This window comes from Agrococcus citreus (assembly GCF_039527715.1).
Classification (GTDB): domain Bacteria; phylum Actinomycetota; class Actinomycetes; order Actinomycetales; family Microbacteriaceae; genus Agrococcus; species Agrococcus citreus.
In genome coordinates this window covers 305,232-322,167 of sequence record NZ_BAAAKK010000005.1, presented here as the reverse complement: position 1 = coordinate 322,167, position 16,936 = coordinate 305,232, and the positions used below count along the sequence as shown (strand labels likewise).

The window sequence follows — 16,936 nt, the reverse complement described above, 5'->3', positions numbered from 1 at the left end:
CTCCTCGCAGCGGCAGACCTCGCCGCCAGCGGTGCGGTGGCCCGCGCCAAGACTGGACCACGGCGATACATCGGAATGACTCCGAAGTCCGGTCGCAACCGCGCGTCAGCCCGATAGCGCCCGCGAACGGCGAAGGACTTCGATCGGGGTGCGGCACGCGAACCCGGGCGGCAACGACGCGCCCGTCCCGCGGGAAGCCCGAGGGCAACCACGAGCGCGCCGCGTCGGTACGTGTCCGACGCGTCAGCTAGGTTCAAACAAAGACTCCGGTTGTCCCCAGCGACCGCGGGTGTCGAGCTTCGCGCCGATGGAGGTCTCATGCGAGGTTGGGAGCTTGATACGTCCGACTTGGATGCTGTCGTGCGCGAGCAGACCAGGGTTTGCCTGGACGTTTACGCGAAGGACCCTAGCCGGATCACTCAGGACGCCAACAATGAGCGCCGGATCTCGCAAGGCGGGTATTCGAGCCGGCAACTCGAGGAGCTGGTCCAGAACGCGACAGACGCAGCCAAGCACAACGGCTCTCGAGTGGAAGTGGTGTTGACGAAATCGACGCTCTACGTAGCCAACGATGGCGAGCCGTTCACGGCCGAGGGCGTCCGCTCCATCCTGGCTTCAGACATCTCCGCGAAGGACGATGAGCGAATCGGCAAGTTTGGGATCGGCTTCAAGTCGCTGCTTGCGGTTTCCGAGCGACCACTCGTCGTGAGTCGAACCGTTGCGTTCGCGTTCGACGCGGGTTGGGCGGCCGAGACGCTACGTAGCGAGGGCTACGACCTGCCCCAGTACCCGATCATGCGGCTGGCGAGAGTAGTGAGCGCCGCGGCGGAAGGCGCAGCGGACCCGGTCTTGGCCCAGCTCATGGAATGGGCGGCCACCGTTGTCGTTGTGCCGCTCAACGTGCCGGTCGACGAGATTTCGAAGCGGCTCTACGACTTCTCTCCGCAGTTCGTCCTCTTCTCCCCTCACATTTCGCGAGCGGTCTTGCGGAACGAGGCTGGCTCCGATCCCACGGCAAGACCGGGTAGGTCAGGGCGCCCAGCTACGCGCTCCATTCGCCAGGAGTCAGTGCGAGAAGGCATTGCCTTGCTCCATGTCGATGGGCAAGAGCCTCAGCCCTGGGCGATTGCCCGCCTCAGCCACGAGCCCACACCGCAGGCGCTAAGGGATGGAGGGCACATCGCGGCTCGCCAGAAGGTCGAGCTGCAGTACGCGCTGCCGATGCAGTCGTCACCGGGTCTTGGAACCTTCTGGGCGTACTTCCCTACGCAATTTCAGTCGACGCTTTCAGGGCTGATCAACGCCGCGTGGAAGCTCAGCGACGATCGTACGGGTCTGCTGGAGGGCCCGTTCAATAGGGAGCTGCTAGGGCGGCTGCCGGAACTGGTCGCTGAGGCCATCGGCAGATTTTCCGGCTTCCATTCACCCGCTGCAGTGATCGACGCGCTTCCCGCGCGAGGCGACGAAGCCCGAAACTGGGCCGACCGCGACATCAACGAGCCCATCTACAAGCGCCTGCGCACGGCGCCGTCGATACCAGATGGAGCTAGCGCGCTCCGACTCCCACGAGACCTTCAATGGGTCGGAGATGCCACCGACGCCTGGTTGCAGAACTGGGCGGCGCTCCCGAACGCGCCGACGGCGGAGTGGGTTCATCGCGACGTTTATCGCACACCGGAACGCCGGTCCAAAGTTGAGAGGCTGATGCGGCCCGCGGGCCTTCGACGCGACGGAACCAACCTGGTTGGGCTTGACGTCTGGTTGCAAGCGCTGGTCGCAAGACCCACTGCGTCTCAGGCTGCGGCGGCGATTGGGCTTGCGGCCGAAATAATGGCGGACGCCACGGGCATCCACGACCCCAAGACGCGGACCGCGGTCGTCACCGCGATCAAGCGCGCGCGGATCGTGCTCCTCGAGGATGGCTCGCTGGCGGCGCCTGAACGTGGACGCGTCTTCGTCAGGGTCGAGGGCGAAGCTGCCGACGATGTGTCCTACGTCAACGCCGACCTGGCCAACTATCCCGGAATCCGCGAGCAACTGGCGCGCCTGGGCGTCGTGGTCATGGACCGTAGCGGCGAACTGCACGCATCAATCGCGAAAATCAAGGGAAGAGGTGGCAATACTCCGGACAATTGGCAACGCGTCTGGACGGTACTCAGAGACATACCGGCGGACACCGCAGTCCGCATCCTCCGGGAAGATCTCGGCGAACCTCTGGTGACGCTCGTCTGTGTCAGAAACGCGGATCGACAGTTCGTGCCTCTCTCGAAAGTTTTTCTTGCTGGTGTAGTGATTCCCGCCGACGGGAGCCGCGACCGAGCCTTCCTAATCGATCCGAACTTCCATCAGAACGACGCCGATCTCTTGAGACGGCTGGGAGCTGTCGATGCTCCGGTTTGGAGACACGACGCGCCACGCGAAACGTGGCTGGACCAGTTCGAGCAGATGGGCTTCGACGAGTTTACGGACAAGCAGACTGGGGCCAAGCCGGACCGCACAAGACTTCAGATCTCCGGATCTGCGCCGCCGTGGCCACTCGAGCAGATGCGTTTCATGTCCGACGCCGCTCGAGCGGCGATAACCGAGCACGTACTGCGCCATGGACTTGGCGAAGACTGGCAGGTGCGACACCAGACCAACAATAGTTACGGGCGCGCATTTGTAGCGTCGCCCGAGACCTGGCTGCTACGCCGCTACGGACTCTTGAAAACGGCATTCGGGCTGCTGTCCGCGAGCCGGGTCGTGCGGAGCGGCGACATGGTGGATCCAGCGGTACTGCCGGCAGTCGAAGTGTCTGATGCGGTTGCCGCCGCGTTGAGCATCAAGGACGATCCAGCTGAATATGTTTCCAGCGATTGGATGAAACTCAAGGCGATCGCCGACACGTGGACCCGAGGCGACGTGGACGATCAGCGGCGGGCCGCGTTCTACGCGTGGCTGCCGGGCCAGATCCGGCCAGATGAGATTGTCGTCAGAGTGGGACGCGCCACCCAGTCGGTTCCGCTTGGGAACGTCGGGATCGCAATCGACGAAGCCACCTACGAATCCATGCTGGAGGCGCAGGTTCCCGCCTTGCTGGTACCGGACGCCGACGACGCTCAACGATTCATCGAGCTGTGGGGCATGCCGCTTGGTACCGACCTCCTGCAAGAGGAGGTCGTCACGGAGCCGTCCGGTGAGGCCATCTACGCAACGGATGCGTTCCCGCCCCTCAAACTATGGCTGAAGGCGGAAGATTTCGATCTGCGACTGCAACCGGCGGCAAGGATCGTGAAGATGATGGCGACGCCGCGCGGCCAAGTTGCGAAGCCCATCTCGGTCCGCCGTGAAGGTGACACGATTTTCGTCACCGCGGAGGAGCCGACCCGCCGCCTCGCCCAGATTTCCGAAGCGCTCTCGCTCGGCCTGCAACCCGCGGACTTGGCAGGCATCCTGGATCAGATGGCCGCGACCGCCACGGACGAGCGACGAGTCAGGATCAAACGGGCCGCTGACCACGACGACCGCCTCTTGGCAGCGGTCGGCGTCGATCCGCTCCGACGGGCGATCCCGGCTCAAGCGCTCGAAATCCTCGAGGCTCGACCCGGCGGTGTATCTGAACGCGAGATCGCTGGGCTGGCGCGCGCGGTTCACGGAGTTGGCATCCTCCGCCACCTACGAGCGGCGCTCGACGAGCAGGGCTTGCAGCCGCCAAAGGAATGGGCGGGACGCCGGGTTACGCGCCAGTGGGTCAATTCACTCGGATTCCCGGCTGATTGGGCTGGATTTCCCGGTGGCTCACGCCCGGCGGTCGAGATCATCGAAGGCCCGGCGGTGTTGGGCGAGCTGCATGGCTACCAGCGCTTCGTCACGGACCGCATCAAGGCCCTCCTCAGGGGGGTAGGCGAAGACCGAGGCATGGTGTCTCTGCCGACCGGAGCCGGCAAGACGCGCGTCACCGTGCAGGCCCTGACCAACGCTCTCAAAGATGGCGACCTGTCCACGGATGCTCCACTGGTCTGGATCGCGCAGACCGATGAGCTTTGCGAGCAGGCGGCTGACTCTTGGTCATACGTATGGCGTGCGATCGGACCCGGGATACCGATGCGTCTCGGGCGGCTGTGGGGGGACAACGAAGTGCCGGAAGAGCCCGGCAGCTTCCAGCTGATCATCACGACCACGAGCAAGCTGCACTCCATAACGACCCGGCCTTCTGACGAATACGAATGGCTTCGCTCCCCGTCTGCAGTAGTGATCGACGAGGCACACGCTTCGATCGCTTCCACGTACACCGAGATACTGGGTTGGTTGGGTCGGGCAACGCGAGGCAGAGACAAGACCGAACGGCGCCCCCTCATCGGTCTCACAGCAACACCGTTCCGAGGTGTGGATTCCGAAGAGGCAACCGACCGGCTGGTTAACCGATTCGACAGCAACCGCCTCGACCGCGGGGCTTTCTCGAAGGAAGATCCGTACAAGGAGCTGCAGGAGATGGGCGTGCTAGCACGCGTACGCCATGAATCGCTCGACGGCGTCGATGTGCAATTCACTCCGGTCGAGCTCGCGGAAGTCGAGAGGCTCAAGACCTTGCCTTCTTCGGTGGCCGAGACCCTCGGCGGAGATGCCGCACGAACCCTCCGCATCGTCGACTCGATTGAGGCGCGCCCTGACGACTGGACGATACTTGCTTTCGCGCCGTCGGTAGAGAGCTCCCGTGTACTTGCCGCCCTGCTGACCCAACGAGGGGTCTCCGCTGTCTCGATATCCGCAGAAACCGAGCCCGCAGCGCGCCGCCACTACATCGAGGAGTTCAAAGCTGGAAGAATTCGGGTGCTCACGAATTACAATGTGCTCGCGCAAGGATTCGACGCTCCGAAAGCACAGGCCGTCTACGTCACGCGGCCGACCTTCAGCCCAGTCGTCTATCAGCAGATGATTGGAAGAGGGCTCCGCGGCGAGCGGAATGGTGGAACGGACGAAGTCCTCATCGTCAACGTAAAGGACAACTTCATCAACTACGGGGAGCTTCTGGCGTTCAACAAGTTCGAGCACCTCTGGACCAAAGATTGATCGCCGGACTCGATGCCTCGCAGGAGCAAGTCTCTGCTGTCGAGGCTCGCGCGCGACAATTAGTTTTCGCGGGCCCCGGTGCAGGCAAGACGCAGACGATATCAGCACTCGTAGCGAACCTACTCGAGCATCACGACCTCGACGGTTCGAGCGAACTGGTCGTCATCTCCTTTTCCAACGCCGCGGTCCGTGCTGTAGACGAGCGGCTGCGGGCGCACGGCTTGCCTGCGGTAACGGTGCAAACGCTGGACTCCCTCGCACGTGAGGCGATCAGAGACTTGTCGGATTCTGATGTGCCGACCGCCTCATTCGACCGTCGCATCGAAATGGCCACTGAACTGGTGCAGGCCAACCGATGGGACAGGTTGGGCTCGCTGCAGCACCTGATCGTCGACGAGGTTCAAGATGTGGTTGGCGTGCGCGCCGACTTCCTGATCTCGATTCTCCAGGCTCTGCCGTCTGGATCTGGATTCAGCCTGCTCGGTGACCTAGCGCAGGGCATCTACGACTTCCAGCTGCGACCAGACCCAAGACGACCGAAGAAGCGTGCATCGGACACGACTGCCCAGGAGCTGTGCCTTCGAGTGCTCGACCTCGGCGACGTCTCTCAACGGACCCTTGCAGGTCAGTATCGAGCCTTAACGCGAGACAGCCTTGCCGCTGCCGGATTGCGGCACTCTGCGCTGGGCGCCGACGACGGAGTGGAGCTCGAGAGGTTCATCTCGAGGATCGTGCAGGTTGGCTCTGTGGATGCCGCCGCAATTGCGGCCGATCGCTGGCCCGGTCGCACAGCCTTCCTTACCGCAACCAATGGTCAAGCGCTGCTGGTTGCCCGCACGCTTACTGATGGCGGCCACAACGTAGAACTAAGCCGCGGCGCACAACAGCGTGTCATTGCAAGATGGCTTGCACCCGCTCTTGCGGGCATCGAGACCCGAGACCTGACCCGAACCGAGTTCGTCGACATCACGGCGGAGCAGGAACCCGACGCGGATGCTCTCGCTCGGTGGCGTGGGATGCGGGCGGTCGCCCCCAGCCGAGGCCCCGACGTCGACCTTCGGAAGCTCGCGCAGCGCCTGCGACAGCCGAGGCCCCTGCCGCCCGCGCTGATCGATCAGGTCGAGACCGGATTTGTTGTGTCGACAGTGCATCGAGCAAAGGGACTGGAGTTCGACAACGTGGTCCTCGTCGATTTCGCGTCGAAGAGGTTGCTAGAGCGAAGCGACGACTATGGGGAGCGAGATCGCGCCCGATATGTAGCCATCACACGGGCACGTCGCCGGCTGGTGCGCGCCATCGGCCCGGACGACCGATGGGTGCGACGAGATAGCCGTAGCGCATCCTCGTCGGGCCGCTGGATCGTGGGGGGCCCGCAGGACTGGATGACACACGGGTTTGAACTGCGCCTCGAGGATCTCGAGCGACCTAGCCAAGGGCGAGACGACCACGCCGCAACGCAGAGGTATCTCCGCGATTCCGTAGCGCGAGGAGACGCGCTGACGCTCTCGCCCGATCCGAGGCAATCCACTTTAAGCGTGCCCGTCTATTCGGTCACCCATGCCGGAATCCTGGTCGCGCAGACCACTCCCGCCTTTGGCGAGGCTCTAGCGGCGCGGATCCGGAGCAGAGAAAAGAGCAGCCGCGCTTGGCCCGCCCTCGCTGGCGCACGTGTCGATGCCATCGCCACTCGTCCTGAACTGCCCACGGGCCAGGGCTCGAGGAGCGGACTGTGGCTAGTCCCGGTGGCCTCCGGGCTCCTGAACATCAAGTGGAACGGATCTACCTCATGAAGGATCTCAGCCCCTGGTACCTCGCGAGGGAGGCGATGGCAGGAGCCGTGGCCGCCGACCTCTACGGGAGCGCGGCAGATGAGCTACTCGACGAATCACCGCTTGACCGCTTCATCGTCGGGATCCTTCATCCGCTGGAAGGCGGCGGCTCGACCGCCGCCGTGGAAGCCGCGAATGAGGTTCCCGAGGACGAATCCGAGGTCGCTCCGGATGCGGGGTACGACCCTGGGGTTTCGTTCGCCCACCTGCGCTACCCCTCGACAATCGGCCTGACGTTCGGTGTCACGGAAGAGACCCAGGCGCTCTCCATCGTCGTCCGGGCGGACCGCTATGCTCCCGTCGCTCTGGACGGACCCGCCGTTGAGCCAATCGTTGCCAGCCGAGCCAAGACGCAAACGGTGCTCGAATGGAGGCGAGTGAGCCACGGCCCCACCGACACGGTCATCGACCTCACGCCAGGGACCAAACAACACGACCTCCACGACGGGCTGCAGCTTCGAGCCGTCGTTCGTCCGCCCCGGTGGGGCGTCGTGAGCGTGACCGTCGTGTTGCTCAACACAACGACCAAGCCCGAGAAGGAGCGCTCCGACGCCTTCGCCTGGTTCAGGCCAGAAATCGAGGTGTCGTCGATCGGTGGCGAGTTCGCGGATCGCAGCCCGGAACGCCTGTTAGGGCATTTGGACGCCGACGAGCGCAGCGGGGCTTTGCTCTACCGAAAGGAACGCAATCTCGCGGTCGGCCACGGAGTCGCGGTCACGTGGGAAGAACAACACCACGTCACCCACCTGGCAACGACCTTCTTCCCCACACACGATCTTCAGCTAGCAGAGGCAGATCGAGCTGACATCGCGGGTCTCGAGATGCCGAATCTCGCGGACGCGGGCTCGGTCGACCCACTTCTTCACCTCGTCGCAAAGTACGAGGCCTGGATCCTCGAGCAGCGCGCGCGCATCCCCGACCTACCACAGGTCCACCAGGTCGCCGCGAGAAAACATCTCGAAGAAGCTGAGCGCGCCGCGCAGCGGATGCGACGTGGTATCGCGCTTCTCGAGGAAGACGAGGTAGTGGGTCGAGCCTTCCGACTCATGAACCAAGTGATGCAAGAGCAGCGGACGCGTCAAGAAATGATTCGCCAGCGACTCACTCGGCCCCCGACTGACATCGTCGGCGCATGGCGGCCGTTCCAGATCGCCTTCATCCTTCTCAACCTCGAGGGCGTCGCATCCGCTGACAGCGGAGATCGCGACTTGGCTGATCTGCTTTGGTTCCCGACCGGCGGCGGGAAGACAGAGGCCTACCTCGGACTCATCGCGATCACGCTTCTACTTCGACGCCTGCGCGGCGTCGGAGAGAACGGCGACGGCGGTGGCGTTGGAGTCATCATGCGCTACACCCTCCGCCTGTTGACTCTGCAGCAGTTCGAGCGTGCAGCCGGACTGATCTGTGCCCTCGAGGATCTGCGAGAACGCGAATCCGACCTCAAGTCGAGGGAGCCGTTCTCCATAGGGCTTTGGGTCGGGCAAGCGGCGACACCCAACAATGCCAAAGACGCCGCCGCCGCGCTCAAGAAGAAGCGCAACGACGAGCCCACGGGAGAGCTTGGCGACCCGGTCCAGCTGTTGCGGTGCCCGTGGTGTGGCACGCAGCTCACGCCGTACGACTATGCGGTAGTTGACGCCAGTCTCCAGGTGCGGTGCAGCAACCGCGAATGTCGCTTCGCTCGCGGCCTGCCGGTTCATCTCATAGATTCCGACGTTTACGCACGACTCCCTTCTCTCGTGATCGGCACGGTCGACAAGTTCGCCATGCTTGCGTGGAAGGCTGAGGCAGGGCGCCTGTTCGGGGTGGGCTTCCACGCCCCGCCCGACCTGATCGTGCAGGATGAGCTGCACTTGATCAGCGGCCCGCTCGGGACCTTGGTGGGCTTGTACGAGACCGCGATCGACCACCTCGCAACCGACGGCGGGACAGGGCGCCGGCCCAAGGTGGTCGCATCTACGGCCACCATTCGACGCGCGAGCCAACAGGTGCGGGCAGTCTTCGATCGCGAGTCTCGTCAGTTCCCACCGCCGGGGATCGACGCCGGAGATTCGTTCTTCGCAGTGGACGCGGAGGCGGCGCAAAAGGGGACCCGACGTTATGTGGGTCTGATGGCACCGTCGACGAGCCACGCAACTCTGCTGGTCAGAACGTACGCCGCGCTGCTTCAGGGCGCTCGAGACCTCGACTGCGACGACGACGTGCGCGACGCGTACTGGACGCTGCTCGGCTACTTCAACAGTCTGCGGGTGCTCGGTTCCGCCTACATCCAATCTATCGACGACGTCCGCGACCGGATCAAGGTAGTGGCAACGCGAAACGGCTCGATCGCGCGAGCGACCCGCTCTCCCGATGAGCTCACGTCACGCGTTCGGTCGAGTGATATTCCTGACATGCTCGATGCGTTGGCGACTCCATACCCGTCCAAGGGCAGTCCCGACATCGTCTTGGCGACGAACATGATCTCCGTCGGAGTCGATGTCGACCGACTCGGACTCATGGCTGTGATGGGACAGCCGCAAACCACCGCCGAGTACATCCAGTCGACCAGTCGCGTTGGCCGCAAGCATCCGGGCCTGGTGTTCACGATGTTCAACGCGTCACGTTCTCGCGACCTCTCCCACTATGAAGGCTTCACTTCCTACCATCGCGCCCTCTATCAACAGGTAGAGGCAACCGGTGCAACACCCTTCGCCGCACGCGCACTTGATCGCGGCCTGCACGGACTCCTCGCCATACTGGCTCGACACGGAATCTCCGGTGCAGCCGGAGATGTTGACGTGCGCGTACCCGTAGCGGCACGGGGGTTCGCTGAAGTCGTAGCCGTGATACGAAAGCGTGTCCTGTCCGTGCAACGCGAGGACGGCGAGGATGTCGCAGCGCAGGTCGAAGCTTCGCTGCAACAGTTGATCGATCAATGGACAGAGGCGGCAGACGACAACGCGATCACACGCTATGTTCGGTGGCCGAAGCAGAGCCACAAACTACGATCTCTCATCGTGCCCGCGGGAGATTCCAGCATGCTGGATGACGAAGGTGAACTCCTGATCGAGAGCTTTCCACCCTCTTCGGTGCCGTGGCCGACATTGACCAGCCTCAGAAACGTCGATCGTGAAAGTACGTTGAAGATCATGTCCAGCCGGAGAGCCAAGCCCGAGGAGGTCACCGATGGCCACGACTGATCGACCGAAGGCGAGGCAGAGCCAACTGGTCACGACCTATGGCGTTGGCTCGCTGTTTCCGGCAGGCGACCAGAGCTTTATGATCTGCGGGATAGACGATTGGGATGAGCGATCATCTCCGAGTATCGAGGAACCGCGACTCGCGAGGTCGATGGGTGTTGCGCACTTTCGGGGGCCGTCGAGCGGGCGCTCCAGCGGTGATGTGCCCGCCGTGCGGTTTCCTGAGATGCACTATTGCCCGAACTGCCGCAGGCTCGCGCCGTTCTGGAAGTTCAATTCGAAATCGATGACCTGCGATGCTCCGGAATGCGAGGATCGAGACCTCACCCCTTCTCGCTTCGTTGCGTGCTGCGAAGACGGACACATCGAGGACTTCCCGTACTTCGCATGGGTCCATCGAGGAGCCCCCTCGACCGGAGGAAGCCACCTCTTGAGGATCGAGACTCGCGGCGCGTCGTCTTCTCTCGCGGACATCGAAATCCACTGCAGTTGCGGCGTACGACCATACAATCTGGAGGGCTCATTCTCACGGATGGCGCTCCGGGAGATCAAGCCATGTTCGGGCAGGCGCCCGTGGTTGCCCGGGGCTCGGGATGACGCGTGCGGTAAGCCGTTACGCGTCCTGCAGCGCGGGTCGGCCAACGTCTGGTTCGCAGCCATGCAATCGGCGATCTCCATTCCGCCCTGGTCCAGTCCCGACGCCAAGTTCGTTACCAAGTACTGGCCGATGTTGCAGTACATGCCCGACGATCCACTGCGCGATACCGTCTCACAAATGATCGCGGAGAGCCGCTCCGAATCGCTCACCGTGCAAGGGATCGTCGATGCCGTGCGTCAGCGCAAGGGCCTCGCCACCACGGCTGCCCCCACGGACGATTCGCTCCGCGACGAAGAATACCGAGCACTCGTCGACGGTAACGATGGAGCCTCGCTCGACACCTTCCGCTGCATCCAGGTCGCCGTGCATCCTGCGATTCGCCGATTCATCGGGCAGGTCTCCGTCGTCCCACGGTTGCGGGAGGTGCGGGCGCTCGCCGGGTTCACACGAGTCACAGCTGCCCCCACAGCGACGGCGTCACCCGCGATCGCGAAGCTGAGTCACCAAAGGGTAAATTGGCTGCCTGCAACCGAGGTGCTGGGAGAGGGGATCTTCGTACGTCTTGACGAGAGCGTCGTCAAGGGATGGGAGAGCGAAAGTCTCGCATCGTTGCGCGCTGGCGCGCTCGCATCCGCGATCGATGCACGCAATATCTCCACCGGGGATGTTGCTGTCACCCCGCCGACAGCGAGGTTCCTTGCGGTACATTCCATCGCGCACGCTCTGATGGTCGAACTCAGCCTCGATGCAGGTTATCCCGTTGGTTCACTCCGCGAACGGATCTACGCTGGGGAGGGGCAGGCTGGCATCCTGCTATATACCGCATCGTCGGACTCCGCTGGAAGTCTTGGCGGGTTGGCGGCGCTCGGCCAGGCAGCTAGTTTTGCGCGGGCACTGTCCGCGGCCGTCTCTCGTGCTGGATGGTGTTCGAACGACCCGGTGTGTGCTGAGTCCGGGCCGTCTGGATCCGACGGCTTGAACTTGGCTGCGTGCCACGCCTGCCTCTTGGTCCCGGAGACGAGTTGCGAGCATCGCAACATCTACCTCGATCGCGTGACCCTGGTCGGCTGGACAGATGGAACGAATGGCGGCCTCTTCGACAAGATCGGCGCGATCACGTAGGCCGCTGGTGCCGCGCGCCTCGCACAGGCGCGTCGGCCGGTGGCAGCGCCGCCCAGCAGTGTCACGCGACGTCACATGCTCGCGCCGACGACCCATCCGCGAGAGAATGGAAGGCAGCCCGCCGCCGCAGTCGGGTCACCCTTCCCCCAACACAGGGCGTTGACCGCGCCCCCGCTTGGAGTTCCATGATCTCGATCGAGCACGTCAGCAGACGGTTCGGCTACGGCCCCGACGCCGTCGTCGCGCTCGACGACGTCTCCATCGAGGTGGCCAAGGGGCAGATCTTCGGCGTCGTCGGACAGTCGGGCGCCGGCAAGTCCACGCTCCTCAGAACCGTCAACGCGCTCGAGCGGCCCGACTCCGGCCGCGTCACCGTCAACGGCGTCGACGTCACCGCCCTCAGCGGCAAGGCGCTGCTCAACGAGCGCCACAAGATCGGCATGGTCTTCCAGCACTTCAACCTCGTCGGCAACCGCACCGTCGCGCAGAACGTCGAGTTCGCGCTCGAGGCCACTGGCGCCCCCAAGCAGGAGCGCCGCCCGAAGGCGCTCGAGATGCTCGACCTCGTCGGCCTCGCACACCGCGCCGACGACCGCCCGAGCCAGCTCTCCGGCGGCCAGCGCCAGCGCGTCGGCATCGCTCGTGCGCTCGCCTCGGGCCCCGACGTGCTGCTGAGCGACGAGGCGACCAGCGCGCTCGACCCCGAGACGACCCGCTCGATCCTCGAGCTCATCCGCCGCCTCAGCCGCGAGCTCGGCCTCACCGTGCTGCTCATCACGCACGAGATGGAGGTCGTCAAGCGCATCTGCGACGCCGCCGCCCTCATGGAGCACGGTCGCGTCATCGAGCAGGGCAGCCTCGACGAGCTCATCCGCACGCCCGGCAGCCGCGTCGCCGCCGAGCTCTTCCCGGTGGGCGAGGCGCACTACATCCCCAACCACCGCATCATCGACATCACCTACACGGGGCTCAGCGCCGACCGCCCGGTGATCGCGCAGCTCTCGCGCGACTTCGGGCTCGACGTCTCCATCCTCGGCGCCGCGCTCGAGACGATCGGGGGGCACCAGGCCGGCCGCACCCGCCTCGCCGTGCCCGGCGACGCATCCGTCGCGCTCAAGGTGATCGACTCGCTCACCGCACAGGGCGTCACCGCCTGGGAGGTGCTCGCATGATCGACATGGCCTCGCCCGACTTCTGGCCCAACCTCTTCGCCGTGCTGCTCGAGGGCACGTGGGAGACCCTCTACATGACGGCGGTCGCGATGGCGATCACCTTCGTCGTGGGCCTGCCGCTCGGCATCATCCTCGTCGGCACCGAGCAGGCGCGCTTCCTCGAGCGCCCGTTCGGCTCGCGCGCCCTCGGCCGCATCATCAACGCGGTGCTCGGCTTCGTCGTCAACCTCGGCCGCTCGGTGCCGTTCATCGTGCTGATGATCGCGCTCATCCCGCTCACCCGCTGGCTGCTCGGCTCGTTCATCGGCACCGGCCCGGCGATCGTGCCGCTCACGCTCGTCGCCATCCCGTTCTTCGTGCGCGTCGTCGAGATCGCCGTGCGCGAGGTCGACCCGGGCCTGTTCGAGGCGGCGGAGTCCCTCGGCGCCTCGCGCTGGCTGCTCGTGCGCCGCGTGCTGCTGCCGCAGGCGACCCCATCGATCCTGCTCGGCACCGCCACCACGATCACCTCGATCATCAACTTCTCGGCGATGGTCGGCGTGGTCGGCGGCGGCGGCCTCGGCAACGTCGCGCTCACGTACGGCATGCAGCGCTACAGCTGGATCCACATCGTCGGCGTCGTCATCATCCTCTTCCTCCTCGTGCAGCTCATCCAGTGGGCGCTGACCGCGCTCGCCCGCAAGCTCGGCGCACCCTCCACCCGACGCGGCCCCAAGAAGGACGCGATGGCGGATGCGCAGGCCCACCTCGACGTGGACCTCACGACCAACACGCAAGGCACCCTCGACCGCGACACGCCCCGCAGCGCGTAGCCGCGCCCCAGCACCTCACCCCCGAAGGAATCACCATGGCCTCCCGCACCACCCGTCGCATCGCGACGACCATCGCCGCCGGCATCACCGTCGCGGCCCTCGCCGCCTGCTCGTCGGGCGCATCCACCCCCGAGGCCCCGGCCGACGGCTCGCTCGGCGAGATCCGCGTGGGCGCGCTGCCCGTGCCCGCGGGCGACATCCTCGAGTGGGTGGACGAGAACCTCGCCGAGGAGGCCGGGCTCGACATCGAGTACGTCGAGTTCACCGACTACAACACGCCCAACCCGGCGCTCTCCGACGGCACGACCGACGCCAACCTCTTCCAGAACTCGACGTTCATGGAGACGTACAACTCGCAGGCCGGCGGCACGCTCGTCTCGGTCGGCGAGGTCTACCTGCCGGCCGCCGCCTTCTACTCCGAGTCGCTCACGTCGATCGACGAGCTCGGCGAGGGCGCGACGATCGCCATCCCGAACGACCCGACCAACGAGGCTCGCGCGCTCGAGATCCTTGCGGCCGAGGGCCTCATCGAGATCGCCGAGGGCGCCACGAACCTCGACGGCATCACCGCGAACCCGTCGAACTTCCGGTTCTCCGAGGTCGAGAACGCGACGCTGCCGCTCGCGATCCCCGACAACGACGCCGTCTTCGTCACCGCATCGTTCGCGCTGCCGGCCGGCCTCACGCAGGATCAGGCGATCCTCACCGAAGGCGACGACTCCGAGTACTTCAACATCCTCGCCACGACGCCCGAGCTGCAGGACGACCCGCGCATCGCGAAGCTCTACGAGCTGCTCACGAGCGACGAGACGGATGCCTACATGCTCGAGACCTGGGGCGGCCTGATCGTGCCCGGCACCGAGTGATCGACCCGCTCACCCGCTGATATCCGAGTCGCGCCGCGTGCCCTGTGCACGCGGCGCGACTGCGTCTCCGGCGCCGGGTCGCGTGTCAGTGGCCGCGTCTACTCTGCTCGCAACGAGGCGGAGTCGATGTGGGTGGTCGCATCTACTCTCCTCACAAGGAGGCGGCGATGACGAGCACCGAGCAGGCACGAGCAGCGGTCGCTGCCGCCCGCAGCCTGCTCGCCGAAGCCCCGTCGTTCTCGACTGCGTCGAACGGCGAGGTCGCCGAGCTGCTCGGCCGAGTCGCAGAGCTGGCCCGAGTCGCCGAGAGCCTGCAGGTGCGGCTCGCCCACGAGGTGGAGGAGCGCACGCACGGCGCGGCAGATGAGCCGCTCTGCATGCTGCTCGGGGCTCGGCACGAGCGCGAGGCGGTCGCGAGAGCCTTCGGTCTCGGCTCCCGCCGCGCGCTCGACCTGCTGCTCATGGCGCGCGCGACATCGCCGTCGATCGCCATCACCGGCGCCGCCATCCCCGCCAGGTATCCGGGGGTCGCCGGCGCGCTCGCCGAGGCCGAGATCTCGTTCGCGCAGGCGCACGCGATCGTCTCGACCATCGAACCGGCCGCTCCCCGAGCCGACGTCGAGCAGCTCGCCGAGGCCGAGCAGCTCCTGGTCGGCGCGGCCACCGACCCGGCCACGCCGCTGCCACCCGAGCAGCTGGTGGTGCTGGCCCGCCGGTGCGTGGCGCTCCTCGACCCCGACGGGGTGCTCCCGAACGACGAGCAGCAGCGCGCGCTTCGGTCGCTGCGCATCCGGCAGCAGCGCGACGGCTCGTGGCTCACCGTCATCCGCTCCCCCGCCGAGGACGGCTCCGCCATCAAGGCGGTGGTGGATGCGTACACCGGCCCACGCGTCAAGGTCGCGTTCCACGACGATCACTGCGATCACGGCGGCGGCTCGGGAGCCGACTGCAGCAGCGCGGAGCGTTCGCTCGACGACCGCTCGCCCGAGCAGAAGGCGCACGACGCCTTCGTCGCCATGGCCAAGGCGCACGCTGCCTCCGGTGATGCGCCGCTCGCAGGCGGCGAGTCGCCCTCTCTCGTCTTCACCGGCACGATGGAGGCGTACGGCGCCTACGTGCAGCAGCTTTGCAACCCCGACCGCACGCTGACGATCGAGCACACGAGCAGCCTCGTGCCGATCCAGCACGTCGACCGGCTCGTCTGCTCCGCCGACATCCACCACCTCATCGTCGACGAGCACGGCCACCCGCTCTGGTTCGGCCGCGCGCAGCGGCTCTTCACCCGCGCGCAGAAGCGCGCCCTCGCGAAGCGGGACAAGGGCTGCCGGGTCAAGGGCTGTGGCATGCCCGTGGCATGGTGCGAGACGCACCACATCGTCCCCTGGCAGCTCGGCGGCGCCACCGACGTCGACAACGGCATCCTCGTCTGCAGCTACCACCACCACGAGATTCACGCCGGCCGGTTGCGCGTCGAGAAGGCTGGACCGGAGCCCGGCAACTGGCGGATCGTGCCGCTGCTCCAGCCGGCGCGGTGGAGCGGCAGCGCATCCGCCGCGGCTCCGATCGCCACTGCGATCGCCACCGCGACCGTCGCCAGCGGATCGCTCGCCGCGGCCGCACCCGACTCGCTCGCCATGAGGATTCCGGAGCCCCTCGCCGGCACCGATGTGCCCACCATCGCGAGCGCCGAACCGCGCGAGCCGCGCGGGCCGAGGTCAGCCGAGTGCGTCCCTCGACAGCCACGGCGCCCGCGGGTTGCGCCCAGCGCATCCAAGGCGAGCGCATCCAGGCCGAGCACATCCGGGCCGACGGAGCGACGCCTCCGCACGCTCCTCGACGACCACGGCCGGGCTCGCCGGCGTCGAGTGCGGGCCGACCGGCTGCCGCGACCCGGCATCGTCCTGCGGCGCTGATCCGAGTCGGCCTCGCACGCCTCGCATCCTTCGCACACAGCGCGCAGACCGCGCATTCGGTTCCACGGCGTGCAGAGCGGCATGCTTGATGGATGCAATCCCCCCGCGACGCTGGTCCATCCTCGTCTGCGTCCACGTCGTCATCCCCGCGGGTCGTGAATCATGAGGGGAAGGCTGCGGGCATGCGCCAGCTCGCGGCCTCGGTGCCGATCCGGACGGCTGCGAGCGGCGCGCAGATCGCGATCCCGATCCTCGTGGTCTCGATCACGGGTGACATCGCCCTCGGCGCCGCGCTCGCAGCGCTCGCGCTCGTGCCGAGCATCATCGCCGCGCCGCTCGTGGGCGCGATCCTCGACCGCGTGCACCGGCCGCGTCCGCTCATGATGGCGGCCG

General features: G+C 65.9%; 9 protein-coding genes. All 9 read left to right on the top strand.

Features of this window, described 5'->3' with window-relative positions:
* Positions 1-360: 360 nt before the first annotated feature.
* Positions 361-5,049 (top strand): sacsin N-terminal ATP-binding-like domain-containing protein, encoded by a 4,689-nt coding sequence (locus ABD106_RS10325; protein ID WP_343920052.1) that lies wholly within the window; start codon positions 361-363, stop codon positions 5,047-5,049.
* On the top strand, positions 5,046-6,839 hold the full coding sequence (locus tag ABD106_RS10320; protein ID WP_343920050.1) for a UvrD-helicase domain-containing protein: 1,794 nt from the start codon (positions 5,046-5,048) through the stop codon (positions 6,837-6,839). The genes ABD106_RS10325 and ABD106_RS10320 overlap by 4 nt, the downstream gene beginning before the upstream one ends.
* Entirely contained in the window at positions 6,836-10,060 is a 3,225-nt protein-coding gene (locus ABD106_RS10315; RefSeq protein ID WP_343920048.1) for a helicase-related protein, read from the top strand. The genes ABD106_RS10320 and ABD106_RS10315 overlap by 4 nt, the downstream gene beginning before the upstream one ends.
* Positions 10,047-11,780: a DrmB family protein gene (gene drmB / locus ABD106_RS10310; protein ID WP_343920046.1), complete on the top strand. Its 1,734-nt coding sequence runs from the start codon at positions 10,047-10,049 to the stop codon at positions 11,778-11,780. Before ABD106_RS10315 ends, drmB begins: the two co-directional genes overlap by 14 nt.
* A gap of 185 nt (positions 11,781-11,965) precedes the next feature.
* Positions 11,966-12,952 carry a methionine ABC transporter ATP-binding protein gene (locus ABD106_RS10305; protein WP_343920044.1) on the top strand — a complete coding sequence of 329 codons (987 nt, stop codon included), beginning with the start codon at positions 11,966-11,968 and terminating at the stop codon, positions 12,950-12,952.
* Positions 12,949-13,764 (top strand): methionine ABC transporter permease, encoded by an 816-nt coding sequence (locus ABD106_RS10300; protein WP_343920042.1) that lies wholly within the window; start codon positions 12,949-12,951, stop codon positions 13,762-13,764. The genes ABD106_RS10305 and ABD106_RS10300 overlap by 4 nt, the downstream gene beginning before the upstream one ends.
* Positions 13,765-13,799: 35 nt before the next feature.
* Positions 13,800-14,630 carry a MetQ/NlpA family ABC transporter substrate-binding protein gene (locus tag ABD106_RS10295; protein ID WP_343920040.1) on the top strand — a complete coding sequence of 277 codons (831 nt, stop codon included), beginning with the start codon at positions 13,800-13,802 and terminating at the stop codon, positions 14,628-14,630.
* 167 nt (positions 14,631-14,797) lie between these two features.
* Complete coding sequence (locus ABD106_RS10290; RefSeq protein ID WP_343920038.1) at positions 14,798-16,543, top strand: HNH endonuclease signature motif containing protein; 1,746 nt, start codon at positions 14,798-14,800, stop codon at positions 16,541-16,543.
* A 182-nt stretch (positions 16,544-16,725) separates the two neighbouring features.
* The coding region (locus ABD106_RS10285) for a hypothetical protein (protein WP_425545740.1) at positions 16,726-16,936 on the top strand (211 nt) is incomplete at its 3' end.

What these genes read in the sequence shown, in the direction of transcription:
- ABD106_RS10315 (WP_343920048.1), top strand. Translation starts at nt 6,836, where the DNA reads ATGAAGGATCTCAGCCCCTGGTACCTCGCGAGGGAGGCGATGGCAGGA.
- drmB (WP_343920046.1), top strand. Translation starts at nt 10,047, where the DNA reads ATGGCCACGACTGATCGACCGAAGGCGAGGCAGAGCCAACTGGTCACG.
- ABD106_RS10305 (WP_343920044.1), top strand. Translation starts at nt 11,966, where the DNA reads ATGATCTCGATCGAGCACGTCAGCAGACGGTTCGGCTACGGCCCCGAC.
- ABD106_RS10300 (WP_343920042.1), top strand. Translation starts at nt 12,949, where the DNA reads ATGATCGACATGGCCTCGCCCGACTTCTGGCCCAACCTCTTCGCCGTG.
- ABD106_RS10295 (WP_343920040.1), top strand. Translation starts at nt 13,800, where the DNA reads ATGGCCTCCCGCACCACCCGTCGCATCGCGACGACCATCGCCGCCGGC.
- ABD106_RS10290 (WP_343920038.1), top strand. Translation starts at nt 14,798, where the DNA reads ATGACGAGCACCGAGCAGGCACGAGCAGCGGTCGCTGCCGCCCGCAGC.